The organism is Streptomyces sp. MUM 2J, assembly GCF_022414535.1.
Lineage (GTDB): Bacteria > Actinomycetota > Actinomycetes > Streptomycetales > Streptomycetaceae > Streptomyces.
Genome location: NZ_JADWYM010000068.1, coordinates 1 through 21566 on the forward strand (window position 1 = coordinate 1; position 21566 = coordinate 21566).

13 protein-coding genes are annotated in these 21566 nt (G+C 71.1%); 7 read left to right on the top strand and 6 right to left on the bottom strand.

Features of this window, described 5'->3' with window-relative positions; genetic code table 11:
• Window positions 1–120 precede the first annotated feature (120 nt).
• Window positions 121–1017 (top strand): IS982 family transposase, encoded by an 897-nt coding sequence (locus I3F54_RS30665; RefSeq protein WP_240122195.1) that lies wholly within the window; start codon window positions 121–123, stop codon window positions 1015–1017.
• Here I3F54_RS30665 and mtnA read toward each other — a convergent pair.
• The 6 genes from mtnA to ccrA form a co-directional block, all read right to left on the bottom strand.
• A complete protein-coding gene (mtnA, locus tag I3F54_RS30670) occupies window positions 986–2230 on the bottom strand; it encodes an S-methyl-5-thioribose-1-phosphate isomerase (RefSeq protein ID WP_240122196.1) in 1245 nt (414 codons plus the stop codon). The two genes, I3F54_RS30665 and mtnA, sit on opposite strands and share 32 nt — an antisense overlap.
• Window positions 2231–2329: 99 nt before the next feature.
• Window positions 2330–3688 (bottom strand): cytochrome P450, encoded by a 1359-nt coding sequence (locus I3F54_RS30675; RefSeq protein WP_240122197.1) that lies wholly within the window; start codon window positions 3686–3688, stop codon window positions 2330–2332.
• Window positions 3689–3766: 78 nt separating this feature from the next.
• Window positions 3767–4111, bottom strand: a complete 345-nt coding sequence (locus tag I3F54_RS30680; protein ID WP_240122198.1) for a tRNA-binding protein — start codon at window positions 4109–4111, stop codon at window positions 3767–3769.
• Window positions 4108–4782 carry an ATP-dependent Clp protease proteolytic subunit gene (locus I3F54_RS30685; RefSeq protein WP_240122199.1) on the bottom strand — a complete coding sequence of 225 codons (675 nt, stop codon included), beginning with the start codon at window positions 4780–4782 and terminating at the stop codon, window positions 4108–4110. Before I3F54_RS30685 ends, I3F54_RS30680 begins: the two co-directional genes overlap by 4 nt.
• Before the next feature lie 106 nt (window positions 4783–4888).
• Entirely contained in the window at window positions 4889–5473 is a 585-nt protein-coding gene (locus I3F54_RS30690) for an ATP-dependent Clp protease proteolytic subunit (protein WP_240122200.1), read from the bottom strand.
• A gap of 247 nt (window positions 5474–5720) precedes the next feature.
• On the bottom strand, window positions 5721–7073 hold the full coding sequence (ccrA, locus tag I3F54_RS30695; RefSeq protein ID WP_240122201.1) for a crotonyl-CoA carboxylase/reductase: 1353 nt from the start codon (window positions 7071–7073) through the stop codon (window positions 5721–5723).
• A gap of 282 nt (window positions 7074–7355) precedes the next feature.
• On the opposite strand from ccrA, the gene I3F54_RS30700 reads away from it, so the two are divergent.
• From I3F54_RS30700 to I3F54_RS30725, 6 genes are all read left to right on the top strand, one after another.
• The gene (locus I3F54_RS30700) at window positions 7356–14489 is read left to right on the top strand and encodes a non-ribosomal peptide synthetase (protein ID WP_308374143.1); all 7134 of its coding nucleotides are present in this window, start codon (window positions 7356–7358) and stop codon (window positions 14487–14489) included.
• On the top strand, window positions 14486–15670 hold the full coding sequence (locus I3F54_RS30705) for an FAD-dependent monooxygenase (RefSeq protein WP_240122203.1): 1185 nt from the start codon (window positions 14486–14488) through the stop codon (window positions 15668–15670). Before I3F54_RS30700 ends, I3F54_RS30705 begins: the two co-directional genes overlap by 4 nt.
• Entirely contained in the window at window positions 15667–17019 is a 1353-nt protein-coding gene (locus I3F54_RS30710; protein ID WP_240122204.1) for a short-chain dehydrogenase, read from the top strand. The genes I3F54_RS30705 and I3F54_RS30710 overlap by 4 nt, the downstream gene beginning before the upstream one ends.
• Before the next feature lie 11 nt (window positions 17020–17030).
• Window positions 17031–17903: an SDR family NAD(P)-dependent oxidoreductase gene (locus tag I3F54_RS30715; RefSeq protein WP_240122205.1), complete on the top strand. Its 873-nt coding sequence runs from the start codon at window positions 17031–17033 to the stop codon at window positions 17901–17903.
• Window positions 17900–18349: a nuclear transport factor 2 family protein gene (locus I3F54_RS30720; protein ID WP_240122206.1), complete on the top strand. Its 450-nt coding sequence runs from the start codon at window positions 17900–17902 to the stop codon at window positions 18347–18349. The genes I3F54_RS30715 and I3F54_RS30720 overlap by 4 nt, the downstream gene beginning before the upstream one ends.
• Window positions 18350–18449: 100 nt before the next feature.
• Window positions 18450–21566, top strand: a 3117-nt coding sequence (locus tag I3F54_RS30725; protein WP_240122207.1) for a type I polyketide synthase, incomplete at its 3' end; no start/stop codon positions are given.

The window sequence follows — 21566 nt, forward strand, 5'->3', positions numbered from 1 at the left end:
GCTACTTGAACCGCCTACCGAAGCCCAAACCCTAGTTATGCAGCCCTTCCGAGACTCAGGACACTAGACGAGTCTTTCCGTATGCCTGCGGGCGCAAGGAGAGGGTGTCCATGATCGTTTGTGACGACGAACCTGGACACCCTCGTGACTGCACTCTACGTAATGATCGACGATGATCTCGCCGGTATCGCCCGGTTGCCCGGACGGCCACCGAGGCTCGGTCACTCCGAGTTGCTGTGCCTGGCGGTCATGCAGGCCATGCTCGGTTTCCACTCCGAGGCCCGCTGGCTTCGCTACGTACGCGCCCACCACCGCGACATGTTCCCGTTCATCCCGCAGGACCCCGGCTACAACAAGCGGATACGGGCTGCCTTGCCGCAGATCAAGCGGCTGATACGAGTCCTGGCGAAGGACACCGACTTCTGGCACGACACCGTGTGGATCAGCGATTCGACCCCGGTTCCGTGCGGGATGTCCCGGCCGACGGTGAAGCGGTCGGAGCTCGCCGGCTGGGCGAACTACGGCTACTGCGCGTCGCATTCACGCTTCTTCTGGGGGCTACGGCTTTACCTGGTCTGTACTCCCTCGGGCATGCCGATCACGTGGGCGCTGGCCGATCCAAAGCTCGGCGAGCGGGAGGTGCTGGCCGCGATGCTGGAGGTCGACGCCGCGTTGGTCCGTGAGCGGCCCGGGCTGCTGCTGATCACGGACAAGGGATTCGCGTCCAAGCCGTTCGAACGGTCACTGTCCGAACAGGGCATCACGCTGCTGCGGCCTTCCCGCAAGCGGGAGGTGCTGCGGCCGGGCGAGCCGATGCTGAAGAAGGTCCGTCAGCTCATCGAGTCGGTGAACGACACTCTCAAGGGCCAGCTTGACCTGGAACAACACGGGGGACGCACCATCGAAGGCGTCTCCGTACGCGTCGCCCAGCGTGTGCTCGCGCTGACCGCGGCGATCTGGCACAACTTCCAAACCGGCCAGGCGGTCAGCCGCTCACTGACCGCCTACGACCACTGACCGTGTTCGGGAAGACTCGTCTAGGGCGCCGAGCCAGTCGCGGGCCTCCTTGGGCGTGGCGGGCCCGGCCTTGGCGACGGCGCGGCGGCAGTCGGGGCCGATACGTGCCCAGACAGGCCCCGGCAGGTTGGGCCGGTAGCGATCGATCGCGTCCATCGTGACTCTCCACCAGGAAAGAACCCCGGGAGGGGTGTGTTTGGAATAGCATGCGGTGGAGTTGGCGGACGCTGTCATCCCTGGAGGGCCGGATGGGCGACACTCTTCGCTGTGCCACGAGGAGACAGTCGAACGCCGGGTTGTAGACGCCCGCGCCGACAGGTGCCACGGCTGTCCCCGCACAGTGGGTGACCTCGGTCGGATCGCGTTCCTCGATGAGGATGGCCGACCCCTCGGGCAGGGACCGGTCCCAGGTGGATTCGGGAGCCACGACGAGGAAGGGAATGCGGTGGTGGGCCGCCGCCACGGCGAGCCCGTAGGTGCCGATCTTGTTCACCACGTCGCCGTTGGCGGTTATCCGGTCGGCTCCCACCAGGACACAGTCCACCATTCCCTGTGCCATCGCGGCCGCCGCGGCGGAGTCGACGCATATCCGGTGAGGCACGGCTGCCTCGCCCAGCTCCCAGGCGGTCAGACGGCTGCCCTGGAGGAGCGGCCGGGTCTCGTCGACGAGCACTTCCTCCACGCAACCGCGTTCGGCCAGTTCGAGGATGGCTCCCAGCGCTGTTCCGCCCGCGGCGGTGGCCAGCTGTCCCGTGTTGCAGTGCGTGAGGAGGCGCAGCGGGCGCCTGTCCGTGAGCGACAGCACGAGATCGGCCGCGCGCCGGGCTGCGGCACGGTTGGTCGCGGTGTCCTCCTCGATCATCGAGAGAGCCTCGGCCAGTACGGCTTCCGGGCCGTCGTCCAGTCGGCCGAGTGCGCGACGGACTCCCCACTCGAGGTTCACCGCGGTCGGACGGGCCCGTGCGATACGGTCCGCGTCGGCTGTCACCGCCTCGGTGAGACCGTCCTCTGCGGCCGCGTGCAGACGTGCGGACAGGGCCACTCCCAGGGCGCCGGCCAGGCCGATGGCCGGCGCTCCGCGAATCGCCAAGGACCGTATGGCACTGATGAGTTCGTCCACCGAGGCCAGTCGCAGCAGCCGGTACTGTCCGGGCAGTGCACGCTGATCCACTGCGATGACGGCTTCGCCGTCCCAGTTCAGCGAGGTCTTCATCCCTGCTCCCCCTCGTCAGGCGCTCTGTCGGACGGTGGCTTTCAGCGACGGTTCCTTGCACCGGACACCACGCGGGTGAGCGGCGTCCGCGCTTCTGCCTCAGCGTGGGGTGAGGCGCACTCGGACAGGGCCGGCGGCACGCATCGTCATCCCGAGTTCCAGGGGTATCTCGGTGTCGATCGCGGTCAGGGCGAATCGCTGGAGGAGGGTCGCCAGGGCGAGGGTGGCCTCCAGCATCGCGAAGTACTGACCGACGCATGCCCGGGGCCCGCCGCCGAACGGGAAGAAGGCGTAGCGGGGGCGTTCCGCCTCCGCGTCAGGAGTGAAGCGCTCGGGGTCGAAGGCCTCCGGGTCCTTCCAGTAGTCGGGATGCCGGTGTGTCACATAAGGGCTGACGTAGACGTCGGCGCCCGCGGGTATGCGGAAACCGCCGATCTCGGTGTCGGCGACCGCCTTGCGGCCCATGATGGCCACCGACGGGTAGAGCCGCATCGCCTCCTTCAGCACCATCGTGATGTACGGCATCCGGTCGAGGTCGTCGGCGCCCGGAGCCAGGCCGCCGAGGACGTCGTCGACCTCGGCACGGGCCTTCTCCTGGGCCTCGGGGTGAAGAGCCAGCAGGTGCAGGGCGAACGCGAGGGCCGTCGCGGTGGTTTCGTGGCCGGCGAGCAGGAAGACGAGCACTTGGTCCCGCACCGCCTGGGTGTCCAGGGCCGAGCCGTCCTCGTCCCGGGCTTTGATCAGCATGGTCATCATGTCGTCGCCGTCGCCCTCGGGGGCCGTGCGGAAGGCGAGCCGCTCGGCGATGATGCGGTCGCAGACGGCGTACAGCTCCTGCTGGGCGGAGGCGGCGCGACGATTGGCGGGGGTCGGCCAGCTCCTGGGCGAGCGCAAGGGGTTGGCCCCCCGCTGCAGGACGTGTTCGCCCAGGACCGGGAAGCAGCGGCGGACCACCTCCACGGTCTCGTCCAGGTCGGCCCCGAACAGGATGCGGGAGATGGCCCTCAGCGCGAACTCGGCCATCTCCGCGCCGACGTCCACGGTCGCGTCGGCCCGGGCGGCCCAGCGGTCGGCGGTGGCCGTCACCTCGGTGTGGATGGCGGATGCGTAACCGTCGACGCGGCGGCGGGTGAACAGCGGCTGGACCAGCCGGCGCTGGAAGACGTACTCGTCGTCCTGGCTCGTCAGCAGCCCGTTGCCGATGGACGCCCGGATCTCGCCGTAGACGGAGTTCTCCTTGCGGAACCCGGCCGCCCGGGTGCCCAGGATCTGCTGCACTCCGTCCGGGGAGAACACCGCGTACAGATGGGTGCGCAGTCCTGGAGGCCCGACCGGGAAGCGCACGACGTCCCCGTGGTCCTGCCGGGCGCGCAGATAGGCGCCCAAGGTGTCGTCGCGTAAGTCCACGAGTGTGCCGAGCAGTCTGCTTCCCGCCACCTGTGGGGCTTCCCTGGTCATGCCGACGCCTCCAGTCCTTGCACTTCCTTGCGGTACGAGATCGGGGTCGTGCCCTTGCCCGGCGCCGGCCGGCTCCGGTCAGCCGATGACGTCTCCGGGCGTCGACTCCGGCGCGGGGGAGAGCAGATGGACGAGGCCGTCCGCCGCGTAGGACCCGAGCAGCAGAAACTCACTGGTGCGTCCGGCGATCCGCTTGTCCGGCAGGTTGACCACGCCCACGACCGGCCGGTCCTTCAGTTCCTCGGGCGAGTAGTTCGTGATCTGCGCGCTGGTCCACAGCACTCCCGCATCCCCGAAGTCGACCTGGATCCGGTAGGCCGGCTTGCGGGCCTCGGGGAAGTCCTGGACGTCCAGGATCCGCCCCACCCGCAGATCGGCGGAGAAGAAGTGATCGGCGGGGATCCGATCCTTGCGGTCTGTCATGACGTTCCGTTGTTCCGATCACTCAGTACGTTCTTGCGGTTGGTCAGTACGTGGTCGACCAGGCCGTACTCAGCCGCCTGCTCGGCCGTAAGGATCTTGTCGCGCTCGATGTCCTGGGCTATCTGCTCCACCGGCCGGCCGGAGTGACGGGCCAGGATGGTCTCCACCAGCGTGCGCACGCGCTGGATCTCGAGGGCCTGGATCTCCAGATCGGAGATCTGGCCGCGCTGACCCCCGCTGTGCGGCTGGTGCAGCAGCACACGTGCCCCGGGCAGCGCCGTGCGTTTGCCCGGGGTGCCGGCGGCCAGCAGGACGGCCGCGGCCGAGGCGGCCTGACCGATGCAGACCGTCTGGATGTCGGGCTTGACGAACTGCATCGTGTCGTAGATCGCCGTCATGGCGGTGAGGGAGCCGCCCGGCGAGTTGATGTAGAAGGCGATGTCCCGGTCCGGGTCCATCGACTCGAGACAGAGGAGCTGCGCCATGACGTCATTGGCGGATGTGTCGTCGATCTCCACTCCGAGGAATACGATGCGTTCCTCGTAGAGCTTGGAGTACGGGTCGTACTCGCGCGTTCCCTGTGCCGTGCGTTCGACGAACCGCGGCATGACGTAACGGGCTTGGGGCGGTGTACCGCTGGATGCCAGGATCGGGCGATCGTGCAGGGCCATGGTCTCGTTTTCCCTCGGGTCGGGTGCGACTGCGGTGGCTGGAGTCAGCCGGCCCGGCTCGGTGCCCGATGTTCGGGAGGGCGGACCTCGCCGGGCCGTCGTCCGTTCAGGAAACGAGCGTGCCGCCGGCGCCCGGGACGTCCGAGGCCGACTTCATCACCGAGTCGATGAGCCCGTACTCGGCCGCCTCCTGGGCCGTGAACCACTTGTCCCGGTCCGAGTCCCTGGTGATCGTGTCGACGTCCTGCCCGGAGTGCTGGGCGATCAGTTCGGCCATCTCGCGCTTGGTGCGCAGCAGTTGCTCGGCGTAGATCTTGATGTCGCTGGCCGAGCCGCCGAGTCCGGCCGACGGCTGGTGCATGAGGATCTTGGTGTTGGGAAGGGCGTACCGCTTGCCCTTGGCGCCGGCGGTCAGCAGGAACTGGCCCATGGACGCGCAGAAGCCCATGGCGATCGTCACCACGTCGTTCTTGATGTAGTGCATGGTGTCGTACACGGCCATTCCCGCGGTCACCGAACCGCCGGGGGAGTTGATGTAGAGGTAGATGTCGTCCTCGGATTCCGCGGCGAGCATCAGCAACTGTGCCGTGAGCTTGTTCGCGATGTCGTCGTCGACTTCCTTGCCGAGGAAGACGATGCGGTCGCTCAGCAGTCGATGGAATACCTGGTCGCCCATTCCCATCCCGCTCATTCCGCCCTCGCTTCGCGGCAACCGCGAGTCCGACGAATAGGTGCGCGCTAAGGTCACTGGACCTCCAAGATCATGAAGGCGACGCTTGTGGCAGCCGCCCGGAGCTTTTTCACGTCCTTGTACCCGCTGTTCCAACTCGCCGAAGGAGACGGCGTTTTGGTTGACTGCGGATACCATCTCGACGCTAACACGGCAGTCAGGGCCTGTCCTTCGGTTCCCGGGGCGCTTCGCTGACAGCAGAGCACGGTCAGGCGGTGGACTCTCCGGCGTTCCGAAATCGCGTAATGGCCGAAATGTGTTGTGCTCGAAGCTCCGGTTCGCTCACTCCCAGACCCTCCTGGGGGGCCAGGCAGAGGACGCCGACCTTTCCCTGGTGCCGGTTGCGGTGGACGTCGTACGCGGCCTGGCCGCCGTCGGCCAGCGGATAGACCCCGGACAGCGTCGGGTGGATCCGTGCCTTGCAGATCAGCCGGTTCGCCTCCCACGCCTCGCGGTAGTTGGCGAAGTGGGACCCGATGATCCGCTTCAGCGACATCCACAGGTAGCGGTTGTCGTACTCGTGCGTGTAACCGGTGGTGGACGCGCAGGTCACCACGGTGCCACCTCGTCGGGTCACGTAGACGGAGGCTCCGAAGGTGTCCCTGCCGGGGTGTTCCAGCACGATGTCGGGGTCCTCGCCACCGGTGAGTTCGCGGATGCGGCTGCCGAACCGCCGCCACTCGCGCGGGTTCTGCGTTCCGTCCGCGTTCCAGAACCGGTAGCCCTCGGCGCCGCGGTCGATCACCGCGTCCGCGCCCATCGCCCGGCACAGGTCCGCCTTGGCCTGGTCGGACACCACGCAGATCGGTTGGGCGCCGCCGGCCAGGACGAGCTGGGTCGCGTACGAACCCAGGCCCCCGGCCGCCCCCCAGACCAGGACGTTGTCGCCCTGCTTCAGGTCGGCGCCGTTGCGGCTGACCAGCTGGCGGTAGGCGGTGGAGTTGACCAGCCCCGAGGCGGCGGCCTCCTCCCACGTCAAGTGCCCGGCTTTGGGCATGAGTTGATTGGCCTTGACAAGGGCGACCTCGGCCAGTCCGCCGAAGTTCGTCTCGTAGCCCCAGATCCGCTGTTCCGGGTCCAGCATGGTGTCGTCGTGGCCGTCGGCGGACTCCAGTTCCACGGACAGGCAGTGCGCGACGACCCTGTCGCCGGGCCGCCAGGCGCGCACGCCCGGCCCCGTGCGCAGCACGTATCCCGCCAGGTCGGACCCGATGACGTGGTAGGGCAGGTCGTGACGGCGCGCGAGCGGTGACGTCCGGCCGTACCGCTCGAGGAAGGCGAACGTGGGCACCGGCTCGAAGATGGCGCTCCACACGGTGTTGTAGTTGACGGAGCTGGCCATCACGGCCACCAGCACCTCACCCGGCCCCGGCTGGTCGGGCACCGGCACCTCTGCCAGGTGCAGGGACTTGCGCGGGTCCTTGTCGCGGCTGTCGAGACCCGCGAAGAGCTCGGTCTCGTCCTTGCGCAGGGTGAGGGCACGGCACGACTCGGGAACGGGCAGTGCGGCGAAGTCGTCTGGATCGGCAGCCTGAGTGACTGCGTCCAGTAACTCGTTCATGGAAGCTCCTGTCGGCAGGGTGTTCCCGTGGGGAGGGAACGGTCGGCCGGTCCGCTCGCAGATTCTTCCCGAGCGCGTGTGCATTCCGCTACGTCTGCTCGGAAGAAAATTCACGGATTCCGTGCCGCCGAGTGGAAGCCCCCAACCCGGCACACGGTATGTGGAATTGCGGTGACTGGTACTGGGGCTACCAGGCTGCGGAATTTCTGGATGGCGCCGGACGTGCCGGGCAGAGTTCATCACCGTCGAACGGCCGCCGACTCCAGGAGCTGAGGGCAATCCGTGACAGCATCCATTCCTTTGACAGCTTATCAGCGTGATATCTGGGTGGCACACGAGCTGTTTCCCGAAAACCCACAGTTCACGATCCACCTGAGTCAGCGATTCCTCGGGGAAGTCGACCACGAGCTGCTGTCGACCGCGGTGCGGGATACCGTGCGGGCGAACGACGCCTTTCGTCTGCGGTTCACCGAGCGGGACGGCACCCCGTACCAACGGACCGACGGAGAACCGCCCGAGGTCGAGGTACTGGACTTCTCCGGGGACGTGGATCCCGAGGCGAGCTGTGAGGCGTGGATCGCCGCCGAGTCCGTACGGCCCTTCGACCTGAACGACGGGCCGCCGTGCCGGCTGTCGCTGATCAGGGAGGGAGCCACGGCCGTCCGGGTCTTCCTGGCGGTGCACCACCTGATCGCCGACGCCTGGGGGATGCACCTCTTCTTCGACCAGGTACGACAGCGGTACGCGGGCCTCAGGCCGGCCGCGCCGCCCGACTTCGCCGACCGCGTCGAGGACGAGCGGCGCTACCGGTCCTCGGCTCAGCACGCCGAGGACCGGGAGTACTTCAGGCGCACGCTGGAGAAGGTCGAGCCCGCCCAGTTCCCACGCCGCGTCCCGGCCGGCGTCCGGCACAGCGGCCGGTACTCCTTCGCGCTGCCGGGCGAGCTGACCGAGCGGGTCAGGGAGCGCGGCGAGACGCCGTTCGCCTTCGTCGCGGCCGCATTCTCCGTCTACCTGTCACGGATGCACGGCGCCGACACGGTGATCCTCGGCACACCGCTGTTCAACCGCCGGGGGAAGGACGAGCGGCGGACGGTCGGGCAGTTCGCCAACACCCTGCCGCTCGTCGTCCGCGTGGCCGCGGACACGCCCTGGCGGGACCTGGTCTCCGCCGTGCAGCGCGACGCGCGTGAGCTCCAGAGGCATGAGCGGCTTGCCCTCGGGGACCTGCTCGGGGACCGGCCCGGCCATGCCCGGCAGGTGTTCGACGTGACGCTGTCGTACGTGCAGTGGCCGCAGGGCAGGCCGCTGCCCGGCCTGCGGGTCGAGTCGTCGGGAGCCACCCGGGTCCACGACCAGGACGCCCTCGCCGTCGTCGTCAACGAGCAGGGCGGCACCGGCGAGGTCGTGGTGGACCTCGACTACGCCACCGACGTGTTCGACGCGGACTTCCCCATCGAGGCGCTCGCCCGTCATGTGCGCACCCTGCTGCTCGCCGGGCTGGAGGACCCCGGCCGCGCCGTCGCCGCCGTCCCGATGCTGGAGGACGCCGAGCGGGACGCCGTCGTCCACGCGGCCAACGCCACGGACCGTGCCTTCCCGGACACCCGGACGCTGCACGCCCTGTTCGCCGCCCAGGCCGCACGCACCCCGGACCGCACCGCTGTGGTCGAGGCCGCCACCGGCACCCGCCTCGACTACGCCGGACTGGACGCCCGCGCCGAACGGCTCGCGGCGGCGCTGCTCGCCGACGGAGTGGCCCCGGGCGACCGCGTCGCCGTGCTCCTGGAACGGTCGCAGCACACCGTGGTCGCCGTCCTGGCCGTGCTGAAGGCGGGCGCCGCCTACGTGCCCGTCGAGGTCGGCCATCCGGCCGAACGGATCGCCTACGTCCTCCAGGACAGCGGGGTCCGCACGGTGCTGACGGGTCCCGGGACACCGCCGCTGGAGCTGCCGGCGGGGGTGGCCGTACGACGCGTGGACGAGGAGCCCGCCGCCCCGGGACCGGTGCAGCCGCCGCCCGCCCTCGCCGGCCCCCGTGACCTCGCCTACGTCATCTACACCTCGGGCTCCACCGGCCGCCCCAAGGGCGTCATGGTCGAGCACCGGGCCGTCGTGAACCGGCTCACCTGGATGCAGCGCCGCTACCCCGTCGGAGCGGACGACGTGATCCTGCACAAGACGCCGATCGCGTTCGACGTGTCCGTGTGGGAGCTGTTCTGGTGGGGCACGGCGGGCGCCCGTGTCGCGCTGCTGCCGCCCGGCGCGGAGAAGGACCCGAGGGAAGTGCTGCGCACCATCGCGGCCGAATCGGTCACCGTGCTGCACTTCGTGCCCTCCATGTTCGGAGCCTTCCTCGAACTGCTCGACGCGGAGCCGGAGCTGCTGCCCCAGGCGGCGTCCGTCCGCCGGATCTTCTGCAGCGGCGAGGCGTTGCCCCCGGACCAGGTGGCCGCCTTCCACCGGATCTTCGGCCCCGACGGGCCGGGGCTGACTAACCTGTACGGCCCGACCGAGGCCACCGTGGACGTGTCGTACCACGACTGCCACCCCAGTGGTTCCGTCGACCGCGTGCCCATCGGGCGGCCGATCGACAACCTGAGGCTGTACGTCCTCGACCGGTTCGACGACCCGCAGCCGGTGGGCGCGGTCGGCGAGCTGTGCATCGCCGGTGTCGGACTGGCGCGCGGCTACCTCGACCGGCCCGAGCTGACGGCCGAGCGGTTCACCGACGACCCGTTCACGCCGGGAGAACGGATGTACCGCACCGGCGACCTCGCCCGCCGGCTCGCCGACGGCGCGCTGGAGTTCCTGGGGCGCATCGACGGGCAGGTCAAGGTCCGCGGGAACCGGGTCGAACTCGGCGAGATCGAACACCAGCTGTCGCGGCTGCCCTCGGTGCGGACCGCGGTCGTCACGGACCGTGCCTCGCCGGGCGGCGGTGTCCAGCTCGTCGCGTACTACGTCGCCGACGCTCCGGTCGAGGACGCGGAGATCCGCGGCCGGCTCGCCTCGGTCCTGCCGGAGTTCATGATTCCGGCGCACTTCGTGCGGATCGACCGGATCCCGCTGACACACAACGGCAAACTGGACCGTGCGGCCCTGCCCACCCCCGTGCCGAACGGCGAGCTGGCCTCGTACGCCGCTCCTACGACGGACGTCGAGCGGATCCTGGCCGGGGCGTGGGCCGAGGCGCTGGGTGTGGAACGGGTCGGCGTCGACGACGAGTGGTTCGCGCTGGGCGGTGACTCCCTGCTGCTGCTCAGGGTCCGGGCGGCGGCCGAGCGGCACGGGCTCGCCCTGACGCTGGCCGACATGGTCCGCCACACCACCGTGGCCACCCAGGCCCCGTACGCCACCGCGGGGCGCCCGGACGCCCTGCCCGAACCGTTCGAGCTGGTCACGGGCGCGGACCGAGCCCGGCTCAGCGACCCAGGCCTAGCCGACGCCTTTCCGGTGACGCGCCTCCAACTCGGCATGATCTACCACAGCCGTGAACAGGCGGACTCCCCGCTCTACCACGACGTCTTCCACTACGCGTTCGGCCTGGAAGCCGTCGACTGGCACGAGCCCGCCTTCCGGGCCTCCTTCGACCGCCTCGTCGCACGGCACGCGGCCCTGCGTTCGGCCTTCGACCTCACCGGCTGCTCGGAACCCCTGCAGACGATACGGACCGAGGCGACCGGCGGTCTGCGGATCGTCCGCGTCACCGATGCCGACGCCGATGCCGCGATCGCCGCGTGCGTCGCCGAACGACGCGTCCACCGCTACGACTTCGAGCAGCCGCCGCTGTACGAGTTCCGGGTCCATGTCCGTCCGGGACGACTGGATCTCGTGCTCAGCTTCCACCACGCGATCCTGGACGGCTGGAGCGTGGCCGTGCTGGTCCGGGAGCTCTTCCAGGACTACCTGTACGGGCTGGGAGCCGACGTCGAACCGGTGGACGACCGCCCGCTCCCCTCGTTCGCGGCCTGTGTCCGTGCCGAGCGGGCCAGCCTGGAGTCGGCCGCCGACCGTTCGTACTGGCAGCGGCTGCTGACCGGATCGGAACCCGTTCGGCTCGACCCGTACGTGCCGCACGAGCCGCCCCGGAAGCCGCGGCTGATCGTTCGGCACGTCGAGCTGCCCGACGGACTCGCCCGTGCGCTGGACGACTTCGCCCGCCGGCACGCGGTGCCGATGCGGCTGCTGTTGTTCACCGCGCACTGCCTGACGCTGCGGCTGCTCGCCAGCAGCCCGGACGTCACCACCGGCCTGGTCACCCATGGCCGCCCCGGGGTGGCCGGAGCCGACGGGATGGCCGGGCTGTTCCTGAACACCATGCCGTTCCGGCTGGAGAAGGCGGAGACGACCGACGGCACGTGGCTCGACGTGGTGCGTGCGGTGGTCCAGCAGGAGCAGGAGTCCTTCCCGCACTCGGCCTACCCGCTCAGCGCCATCCAGACCGACCTGGGCGGCGCCGTCACCGAGACCGCCTTCAACTTCGTACGGCTGCACACCCTGGAGGCGGTCCTCGGGCGCGGCGGGCTGACCCTGCTCGACCTCGTCACGCATGAGGAGACCAACCTCGCCCTGCTGGTCAACGCGGTCGTGGATCCACGCGACGGGCATGCGCTGCGGATCAGGTTCGACTGCGACGGGCGGTCGTTCAGCCCGGGGCAGGCGGACCGGCTCGGCGACGTCTTCCGGCGGATCCTCGGCCGTATCGTCGAGCAGCCCGACGAGACCGTCGACTTCGCCTTCCTGACGGACCCCCTGCCCGTGCCCGCCCGGCTGCCCGACCCGGTGGACGTGCTCACGCTCATCGACGAGCGGACGCGGCTCCGGTCCGACGCACCTGCCGTCGTCTTCGGCCCGGTCACCTGGAGCTACGAGCGGCTGGACCGGGCCGCCGACCGCGTCGCCGCGGAACTCGTCGGGCTCGGGGCTCCCGCCGGGGCGCCGGTGGGCATCGCGATGGACCGCTCCCCGGAGACGGTCGCCGTGGTGCTGGGCGTGCTGCGCGCCGGGGCGGTCTGCCTGCCGCTGGACGTGTCCTACCCGGCGGGAAGGCTGGCGCGGATGATCGAACGGGCGCGGCCGTTCCGGGTCGTCGCCCATGCGCGGCACGCCGGCCTCGTCCCCGAGCGGACGCTGTTGCTTCCCGCGGAGTCCCTGGCCCTGACGCGGGCCGCCGACGACGACGAGCCCACGGTCCGCACGCGTCGCCGGGTCGGCCTGGACGACCTCGCACTGCTGCTGTTCACCTCCGGCTCCTCCGGTGAGCCCAAGGGGGTCGAGCTCCCGCACCGGCTGTGGGCCAACTACGTGCGCTGGCAGCTGGACGCGGCCACCACGGCGGCCGGGGAGCGCACGCTCCAGTTCGCGCCGCTCAGCTTCGACGTCTCCTTCCAGGAGATGTTCTCCACCCTCGCCGGCGGCGGCACCCTCGTGCTGGTCTCCGAGGAGGACCGGCGTGACCAGTCGGCACTGCTGCGCCTGCTGGAGGAGCAGCGGGTACGGCGAGCCTTCCTGCCGTTCGTCGCGCTCCAGCAGCTTGCGGACGCCTCCGGGGAGCTGGGCCTGCGCCCGTCGCGGCTGTCGGTGCTGGTGTCGTCCGGGGAGCAGCTCAGGGTGACCGACGAGATCCGCCGGTTCTGCTCCGCCCTGCCCGGCACGGTGCTGGAGAACCAGTACGGGCCGACGGAGACCAACCTCGCGAGCTCGTACCTGATGACCGGCGACCCCGCGGACTTCCCCGCCCTGCCGCCGATCGGCCGCGCCATCCGCGGAGCCGAGATGTACGTGCTGGACGAACGGCTGCGGCCGGCCCCGGCAGGGGTGCGCGGGGAGATCCTGCTCGGCGGAGCCTGTCTCGGCCGGGGCTACCTCGGGCGCCCGGATCTGACCGCCGAGCGCTTCGTCACCGCGCCCTGGGGCGCCCGGCTCTACCGCACCGGCGACCTCGGGCGCACCCTGCCCGACGGCGACGTCGTCTGGCTGGGCCGCGCCGACGACCAGGTGAAGGTGCGCGGCTTCCGCGTCGAACCCGCCGAGGTCGAACTCGCGATCAGGGCACTGGAGGAGCCGGGGATCGAGGAGGTCGCCGTGGTGGCCCGCCGTCGCGACGACGGCGAGTCCTCCCTGGCGGCGTTCCTGGTGGGCACCCCGGAGACGGTCGACCTGTCCGAGGTGCGCAGCCGGCTGCGGGCCGTGCTGCCCGACCACATGGTGCCCTCCCACCTCGCGTGGTTGCCCGCCCTGCCGCTGACCCCCAGCGGCAAGCGCGACGACGGCGCCCTGCGCGGCCTCCCGCTCCGGGCAGCCCCGGCGGCCGCGCGCACCGCGCCCCGGGACGCCCACGAGCGGGCCGTCGCCGACATCCTCGGCGAGCTCCTCGGTATCCCCGCGCCCGGTGTCGACGACGACTTCTTCGAGCTCGGCGGCACCTCACTGACCGCGATGCGGCTGATGGTCGCCGTGGAGAAGCGGTTCGGGGCCCGTGTCCCGCTCGCCGCGTTCGCCACCACCCCGACCGTGGCCGCGCTGGCGGCACGGCTGCGCTCGCAGGACGCCGTCGCGGGCTTCGACTCGGTGGTGCCGATCCGCACCGAGGGCACCCGTCGGCCGCTGTTCCTCGTCCACCCGCTCGGCGGCAACGTCCTCTGCTACGTCAGACTGGCCCGGCACCTGCCCGACGACCAGCCGGTGTACGCGCTTCAGGCCGCGGGCGCCGAGCCCGGGACCGAGCCGGTCGAGACGATGAGCGGCATCGCCCGCGGCTACCTGGAGGCGATCCGCCGGATCCAGCCCGAGGGCCCCTACCGACTGGGCGGCTGGTCCTTCGGCGGGTTCGTCGCTTTCGAGATGGCCTGGCAGCTGCACGCCGCGGGCACCGGGCAGGTGGAGCAGCTGGTCCTGCTGGACTCGATCGCGCCCGACCCGGGAGAGCGGCCCGACGTCGCGGACCGGGCCATGCTCGAGTGGTTCTTCTGGGAACTGATCTGGGTCGACCGGGGCGGTGACGCTCCCGTCGAGCCGCTCCCCGACACCCTGGACAGCGACGAGGACCGCCTCGACTTCATCGCCGCCCGCGCGGCCGCCGCCGGCATCCTCGCGCCCGCCACGGCACGCTCGGCGGTCCGTCGGCTCTTCCGCGTCTACAAGGCCAACTGGGCGGCGCTGCGCGACTACCAGCCCGGCCCGCTGCCGGTCGACGTCACCCTCGTCAAGGCCATCGGGGAACTGCCCGACGCCCTGAAACCCATGCACGGCGCGGCCCGCACCCTGCACCGGGACCCGCTCAACGGCTGGTCCACGCTCACCAGCGGCCAGGTCCGCCTGATCGAGGTTCCGGGCGACCACCTGCGTCTGCTCGACGAACCGTACGTCCAGGAAGTGAGCCGAGCCCTCACGGAAGAGAGGCCACCGAAGTGACGCCACGTCCCCATGTCCGTGCCCTGGTCGTCGGGGCCGGCATAGGCGGCCTCACCGCCGCCGCGACCCTGCGCAGCGTCGGTGTCGACGTCGAGGTCTACGAACGGGCCCGGGAACTGAAGCCGGTCGGCGGCGCACTGTCGCTGATGTCGAACGCGGTGCTGGCCCTGCGGACCCTCGGCATCGACCTGAAACTGGAGGAGAACGTAGAGATCCTGGAGCAGCTGCACTTCCGCACCAAGCGGGGCAGGCTGATCCGGACCCTGGAGTTCAAGGACATCTGCGACCGCCTCGGCGCCCCCAGCTTCGGCCTGCACCGCGCAGAACTCCAGCGCCTGCTCCTGGAAGCGGTCAAGGACGTCCCGATCACGCTCGGCGCCCAGGCCGGCCACTTCGAGGCCGACGACGACGGGGTGAGCGTGCACTTCACGGACGGCACCGAGGCCCGCGGCGACATCCTGATCGGCGCCGACGGCTTCGACTCGGCGGTCCGCCGCACCCTGGCCGGCCCCGAGACGCCGTACGAGCCCGGGTACGTCTGCTGGGTCGCCACCCCGTACGTCTCCCACCCCGCCATCACCAAGCAGTACGGCGCCCACTACTGGGGCCGGGGCCGCCGCTTCGGCATCGCCAACATCGGCAAGGGCCAGGTGTACTGGTGGGGCACCAAGAACATGCCTGCCGCGCGCGCCCGGGAGTGGCGGGGCACACGGGCCGAGATCGAGCAGACGTACGCTGGCTGGGCCCCGGAGGTCGAGGCGTGCATACGCGCCACGCCCGAGGAGAGGATCACCGCGTTCCCGGCCCGGGACCGGCCCTTCCTGGAGCGTTGGGGCAAGGGCAGGGTCACCTTGCTCGGAGACGCGGCCCACCCGATGATGACCAGCCTCGGCCAGGGCGCGGCCATCGCCATGGAGGACGCCGTCGTCCTCGCCCACCACCTGGAGGGCGCGAGTGACCTGCCCGGCGCTCTGCGCGCCTACGAGCGTGCCCGGCTGCCCCGCACCCGCAAGATCGTCGCCGCCGCCCGCTCCCTGAGCGAACTGGAACAGACCGAGGCCTGGCCCCAGCTGGTGGGACGCCGGCTGTTCTTCACGTTCGCGCCGCGCTCGGCGCTCGACAAACAGAACATCGAACTCCTCGACTACCACGGCGCCGTCGCCGGGGAGGTGGACCGGTGAAACCCGCAGCCGAGATCGCCCGGCCCCTGACTCCGCTCGAGCGCTGGTACTGGATCTGCGACCAGATCTCCCCGCTCAACGTCATCGGGCACGTCCGCGTCCGCGGACGCCTCCCCGAGGAAGTGCTCGGCCAGGGCCTGGACGCCCTCCAGGCTCGCCACCCCCTGCTGCGGGCCGCCATCCGCGCCGAGGCCGACGGCAGCGGGGCGCACTTCGTGCCGCTCACCGGACAGCCCATCCCCCTGCGCACCGTCTCTCTGCCCGACAGCGACGAGCATCCGGGCGAGCCGCACTGGCAACGCGAGTTGAACGACCACGAGTTCAGCGAGCCCGTCGACTGGGCCACCGGCCCGCTGGTCCGGGCCGTCGCGATCTCCCGGGGCGAAGTGCACGACTTGATCATCACCGTGCCGCACTGCGTCGCCGACGGCACGACCGTGCTGAGCCTGCTGCGCCAGTGGCTGCACCTCGCGGCCCGCTGCGAGGCCGGCGAAGTGCGTGGGGACGCGGAGCTGGAGCCGGCGCGCGCCCTCCCCGGCCCCGAAGGACTGCTTCCGCCGGAGTACCGGGGGCTGAAGGGGGTGGCCAAGGTCGCCGCGCAGTTGCTGTCCGACCAGTCGGCGGCCAGACGGCTCAAGCCCAGCCGCTTGGAGCCGAGCCGCCGGGTGCCCTTCGCGCAGCGCGCCACACGGCTCATCCACCACGAGCTCGACGGGCAGGACGTCGATGCCCTGGCCCAGGCCTGCAAACGCGAACGCACCACGGTCCACGGGATGTTGGCGGCGGCCATGGTGACCGCCGTCGCCGAGGACGCCGACACCGGACCGGGCCACCTCACCATCGGCTCCCCGATCACCTTCCGCGAGACCCTGGAGCCGCCCGTCACGGACGACGAACTCGGCACGTACGTCGCCACCGTGCCGTCGGTCGTCGCCTACCGGCCGGGACAGTCGCTGTGGCCCATGGCCCGGGCCATCAGCCGTGATCTCGCCCGCCGCCGCAACCGCGGCGAGCACCTCACCGCCGTCGCGACCATGGGGTTCGTCGCGCCCAAGACCGTCGCGAAGAGCGACCGGTTCCTCCGCTTCATGGAGGACAAGGGGCCCATCACCCTGTGCCTGTCGAACCTCGGCCGGTTCGACTTCCCCGACCGGATCGGCCCCTGGGAGGTCAGCGACGCCGAGTTCGTCACCGGCCTGTCGGTGAACGCGTACTTCGTGGCCACCGTCAACACCAGCCACAGCCGGCTGGCCTGGAACTTCACCCACGTGGACCAGGCCGTCCCCCGGGACCGCGCCGCACGCATGGCCGACGCCAGCGTCGAGTCCGTGCTGGCCGCCCTCACCTGACAGGAGCCCTCATGTCCCCCCGTATCCCCAGCCCGCGCGGGCGCGCCGTGGTCGTCACCGGGGCCTCCTCAGGTCTGGGCAAGGCGTGCGCCGAGTACCTGGCGGCGGCTGGCTTCAGGGTCTTCGCCGCCGTACGCAAACCGGTCGGCGAGCCACCTTGCATCGGAGTGGAACAGCTGATCCTCGACGTCACCGACGCGGCGTCGGTCACCGCCGCCGAGGACGTCGTGCGCGACAAGGTGGGCGACACGGGACTGTGGGGGCTGGTCAACAACGCCGGCATCTGCGTCTCGGCGCCCCTGGAGTGCCTGCCGCTGGAGGACCTGCGGCAGCAGCTGGAGACCAGCGTCGTCGGCCAGGTCGCCACCACCCAGGCGTTCCTCCCGATGCTGCGCGACGCGGGCGGCCGGGTCGTCAACGTCACCTCCGGGCTCGGCAACGTCGCCATCCCCTACCTGGGCGCCTACGCCGCCGCCATGTGGGCCAAGGAGGCGTTCAGCGACGCCCTGCGACGGGAGGTCGCCCTGAGCGGCGTCCGGGTGAGCGTCGTCCAGCCCGGAGCCATCCTCACCCCCATCTGGGACAAGGTGACCGACACCGGCACACGCATCCTGGAGGCCGCTCCCGGGCCGTTGAGGGAGCTGTACCAGGGCACCTTCCTGCGCTTCATGGAGAGCAACGAGCGCAGCGCGCGCATCAGCAGGACCACCCCGGAGGACTTCTCCCGGACCGTGCTGCGGGCCCTGTCCGACAGGCGGCCGCGCACCCGGTACACCGTCGGCCGCGACGCCGCCGCAGGCCGCGTGCTCACCCGGCTGCTGCCCGACGCGGCGCTCGACCGCGCCTTCCGTTCCCTCGTCACCCCCTCAGGAGGAACCCCGTGACCAACCCCGGACCCGACAAGCTCAAGGAGATATTCGCCACGAGCCTGAAGCTGATTCAGGAGGGCCGTGTCGAGGAATGGATCGCGCTGTTCGCCCCCGACGGAGTCCTCGAGTTCGTCTACGCTCCGCCCGGATTCCCCACGGTCATGCGCGGCACGGACCAGCTGCGCGCCCAGATGAGCTTCATGCCGCAGCAGCTCAAGGTCGAGTACGGCGAACCCGTCTTCCACGCCGTCACCCCGGAGGGAGTGCTCGTCGCCGAGTTCCCCGGTGACTGCACCCTGCTCGCCACCGGTGGCCAGTACCGGCAGGACTACGTCTCCGTCGTCCGCTTCGAGGACGGCCTGATCACGCACTACCGCGACTTCTGGAACCCCTGGCTGCCCATGGCGGCGGTGGGCGGCGAGGAGGCGTGGAACCAGGCGCTGCAACCACTCATGGGCTGACCCCCGCCCCCGGCTGCCCGGCGACCGCGACCCAGGCGGCGCCGGGCACCGGTGCGACACGAGACATCCGCGACACGAGCGACGACGGACGAAGGCAGGCATGAGCGACACGACCAGGACCGTTGCCACCCCGGACGAATCCATCGCGGTTGTCGGCATGTCCTGCCGGCTGCCTCGGGCCGACGACCCCGCCGCGTTCTGGCGGCTGCTGCGCGACGGAGTCGAGGCCGTCGGTGAGACCCCCGCCCACCGGTGGGACCCGGCCACGCTCGGTTCCGCCGACGCCCCCGCCCTCGCCCACGGAGCCTTCCTCGCCCACGTCGACCGGTTCGACGCCGCCTTCTTCGGCATCGGCCCCGCCGAGGCGGCCACCATGGACCCCCAGCAGCGACTCGTCCTCGAACTCGCCTGGGAGGCCCTGGAGGACGCCCGCATCACCCCGGACCGGCTCATCGGCTCCAGCACCGGAGTCTTCGTCGGCGCGATCTGGGACGACTGGTCCCGCCTGCTGCACGGCCACGGACCCGACACCGCCGGCCAGTACGGCCTCACCGGCACCCACCGCGGCATCATCGCCAACCGGGTCTCCTACGCGCTCGGTCTGCGCGGCCCCAGCCTCACGATCGACAGCGCCCAGTCGTCCTCCCTGGTCGCCGTGCACGCCGCCTGCGCCAGCCTGCGCAGCGGCGAGTCCACGCTCGCCCTCGTCGGCGGCGTCAACCTCAACCTGCTGCCCGAGTCCGCCGCCGCCCTCGGCCGGCTCGGCGCGCTCTCGCACGACGGCCACGTCCGCCTCCTGGACGCCGAGGCGAGCGGCACCGTGCGGGGAGAGGGCGGAGCCCTCCTCGTCCTCAAGCCGCTGCCCGCCGCCCTCGCCGACGGCGACCGCGTCGTCTGCGTCATCCGCGGCAGTGCCGTCAACAACGACGGCGCCACCGACGGCCTCACCACCCCGAACCCGGACGCCCAGCGCGCCGTGATCCTGGCCGCCTGCCGTCGCGCCGCCGTCGACCCGACCGACCTCCAGTACGTCGAACTCCACGGCACCGGCACCCCCGTCGGCGATCCCGTCGAGGCCGGCGCGGTCGGCCGGGCGGCCGGAGCCGAAGCGGGCCGCGACGACGGACCCCTCCGGGTCGGCTCCGTGAAGACGAACCTCGGCCACCTCGAAGCCGCCGCGGGCATCGTCGGCCTCCTGAAGGTCGCCCTCAGTCTTCGCCACCGCGCCCTGCCGCCCACCCTCAACCACCTCCGCCCCCACCCGGACGCCCGACTGGACACCCACCACCTGCAGGTCCAGACCGAGCATGGGCCCTGGCCCCATCCCGAGCGAGAACTGGTCGCGGGCGTCAACTCCTGGGGGATCGGCGGTACGAACTGCCACGTCGTCCTCTCCGAGGCACCTGCCGCCCAGGAGACCTCCGGCCAGGAGACCTCCGCCCCGGCGACGGACGGTCTGCCGTGCGTATGGCCGGTGTCCGCCCGCACCGAGACCGCCCTGCGCGCCCAGGCCGACCGCCTGCACACCCACCTCACCGACACCGACCCCTCCGCCACGTCCGACCAGGTCGGCCACGCCCTCGCCGTCACCCGCACCGCCTTCCGCCGCAGGGGCGCCGCCGTCGGAACCACCCGGGCCGAACTCCTCGACGGACTCCGCGCCCTCGCCGACGGAACCACCTCGCCCCACCTGGTTACCACCCCCGCCCCGGCCGCCGGACCGACCCCCCTCGCCGTGCTCTTCGGCGGCGGGGGCAGCCAGCGCCCCGGCATGGGCGCCGAGCTGTACGCCACCCACCCGGTGTACGCGGCCGCCTTCGACGCCGTCTGCGACGAACTCGACCGCCACCTCCCGCGGCCCGTCCGCCCGCTGATCTTCGCCGAACCGGACACCCCGGAAGCCCGGCTGCTCGACCGCACCGACTTCGCCCTCCCCGCGCTCCTGGCCGTGGAGGTCGCTCTCTACCGCCTCTACGAAAGCTGGGGCCTGCGCCCCACCCACCTCACCGGCCACTCCATGGGCGAGCTGACCGCGGCCCACATCGCCGGTGTCCTCTCCCTGCCCGACGTCTGCGAACTCGCCGCCGTTCGCGCCCGGCTCATCCAGTCCGCGGCCGGCGGAGCCATGGCCGCCGTCCAGGCCTCGGAGGACGAGGTGCTGGCCGCGCTCGACGAGTTCTCCGCCGCCGTGTCCATCGCGGGGATCAACGCACCGGACTCCACGGTCATCTCCGGCGACGAGGACGCCGTCCTCGAACTGTGCGCACGGTGGCGCTCCCGCGGACGCAAGACGAAGCGCATTGCGGTCACCGTCGCCGGCCACTCGCCGCACATGGACGGCATCCTCGACGAGTTCCGCACGGTGGCTCGCCGCCTCACCTACTCACCGCCCCGCATTCCGGTCGTCTCCAACGTCACCGGCACCGTGGCCACCGCCGAGCAGATCACCGACCCCGAGTACTGGGTCGGCCACGTCCGCGCGACCGTTCGCTTCGCCGACGGCCTGCGCACCCTGCACTCCGAGGGCGTCACCACGTACCTCGAGCTCTCCCCGAGCCCCGTCCTCGCCCCCGCCGTCGGCACCTGCCTGGAGGGTGAGGAGCGCAGGCCGGTCGTCATCACCACCCTCCAGCGGGACCGCGCCGACGCGCTCGGCGCGGCAAGCGCCCTGGCCGCACTGTTCACCGCCGGTCACGACGTCGACTGGTCCGTCGTCTTCCCGCCCGGCACTCCGGACTGCGACCTGCCGACATACGCCTTCCAGCGGCGCTCCCACTGGCCGCGGTTCGACACCGAGGGCCGCCCGGCGCGCGCGGTCCACATCACCGGGGACGCCACGGAGACCTCCGAGGCCGAGGCCGAGGACGAGCATCCGCTCGCCGGGCTGCGCGGGGACGCCCTGCGGGCCGCCGTACGCGACCTCGTGGAGACAGCCGTCACCGCAGTCCTCGGAGAGGACGACGACGAACCGGACGGACGCTCCGATGCCGGCCGAGGCACGGACCGGACGTTCAAGGACCGGGGCTTCACCTCCCTGCGCGCCGTGGAGATGCGCGATCGGCTGGAGACGGCGACGGGCCTGCGCCTGCCGGCCGGCCTCCTCTTCGACCACCCCACCGCGGACGCGCTCGTCGAGCATCTGTGCCGCACGCTCACGGGTGACGCCGATGTGTCGGCCGGTGTGGTGGGTGGGGTGGTCGCGGTGGATGAGCCGTTG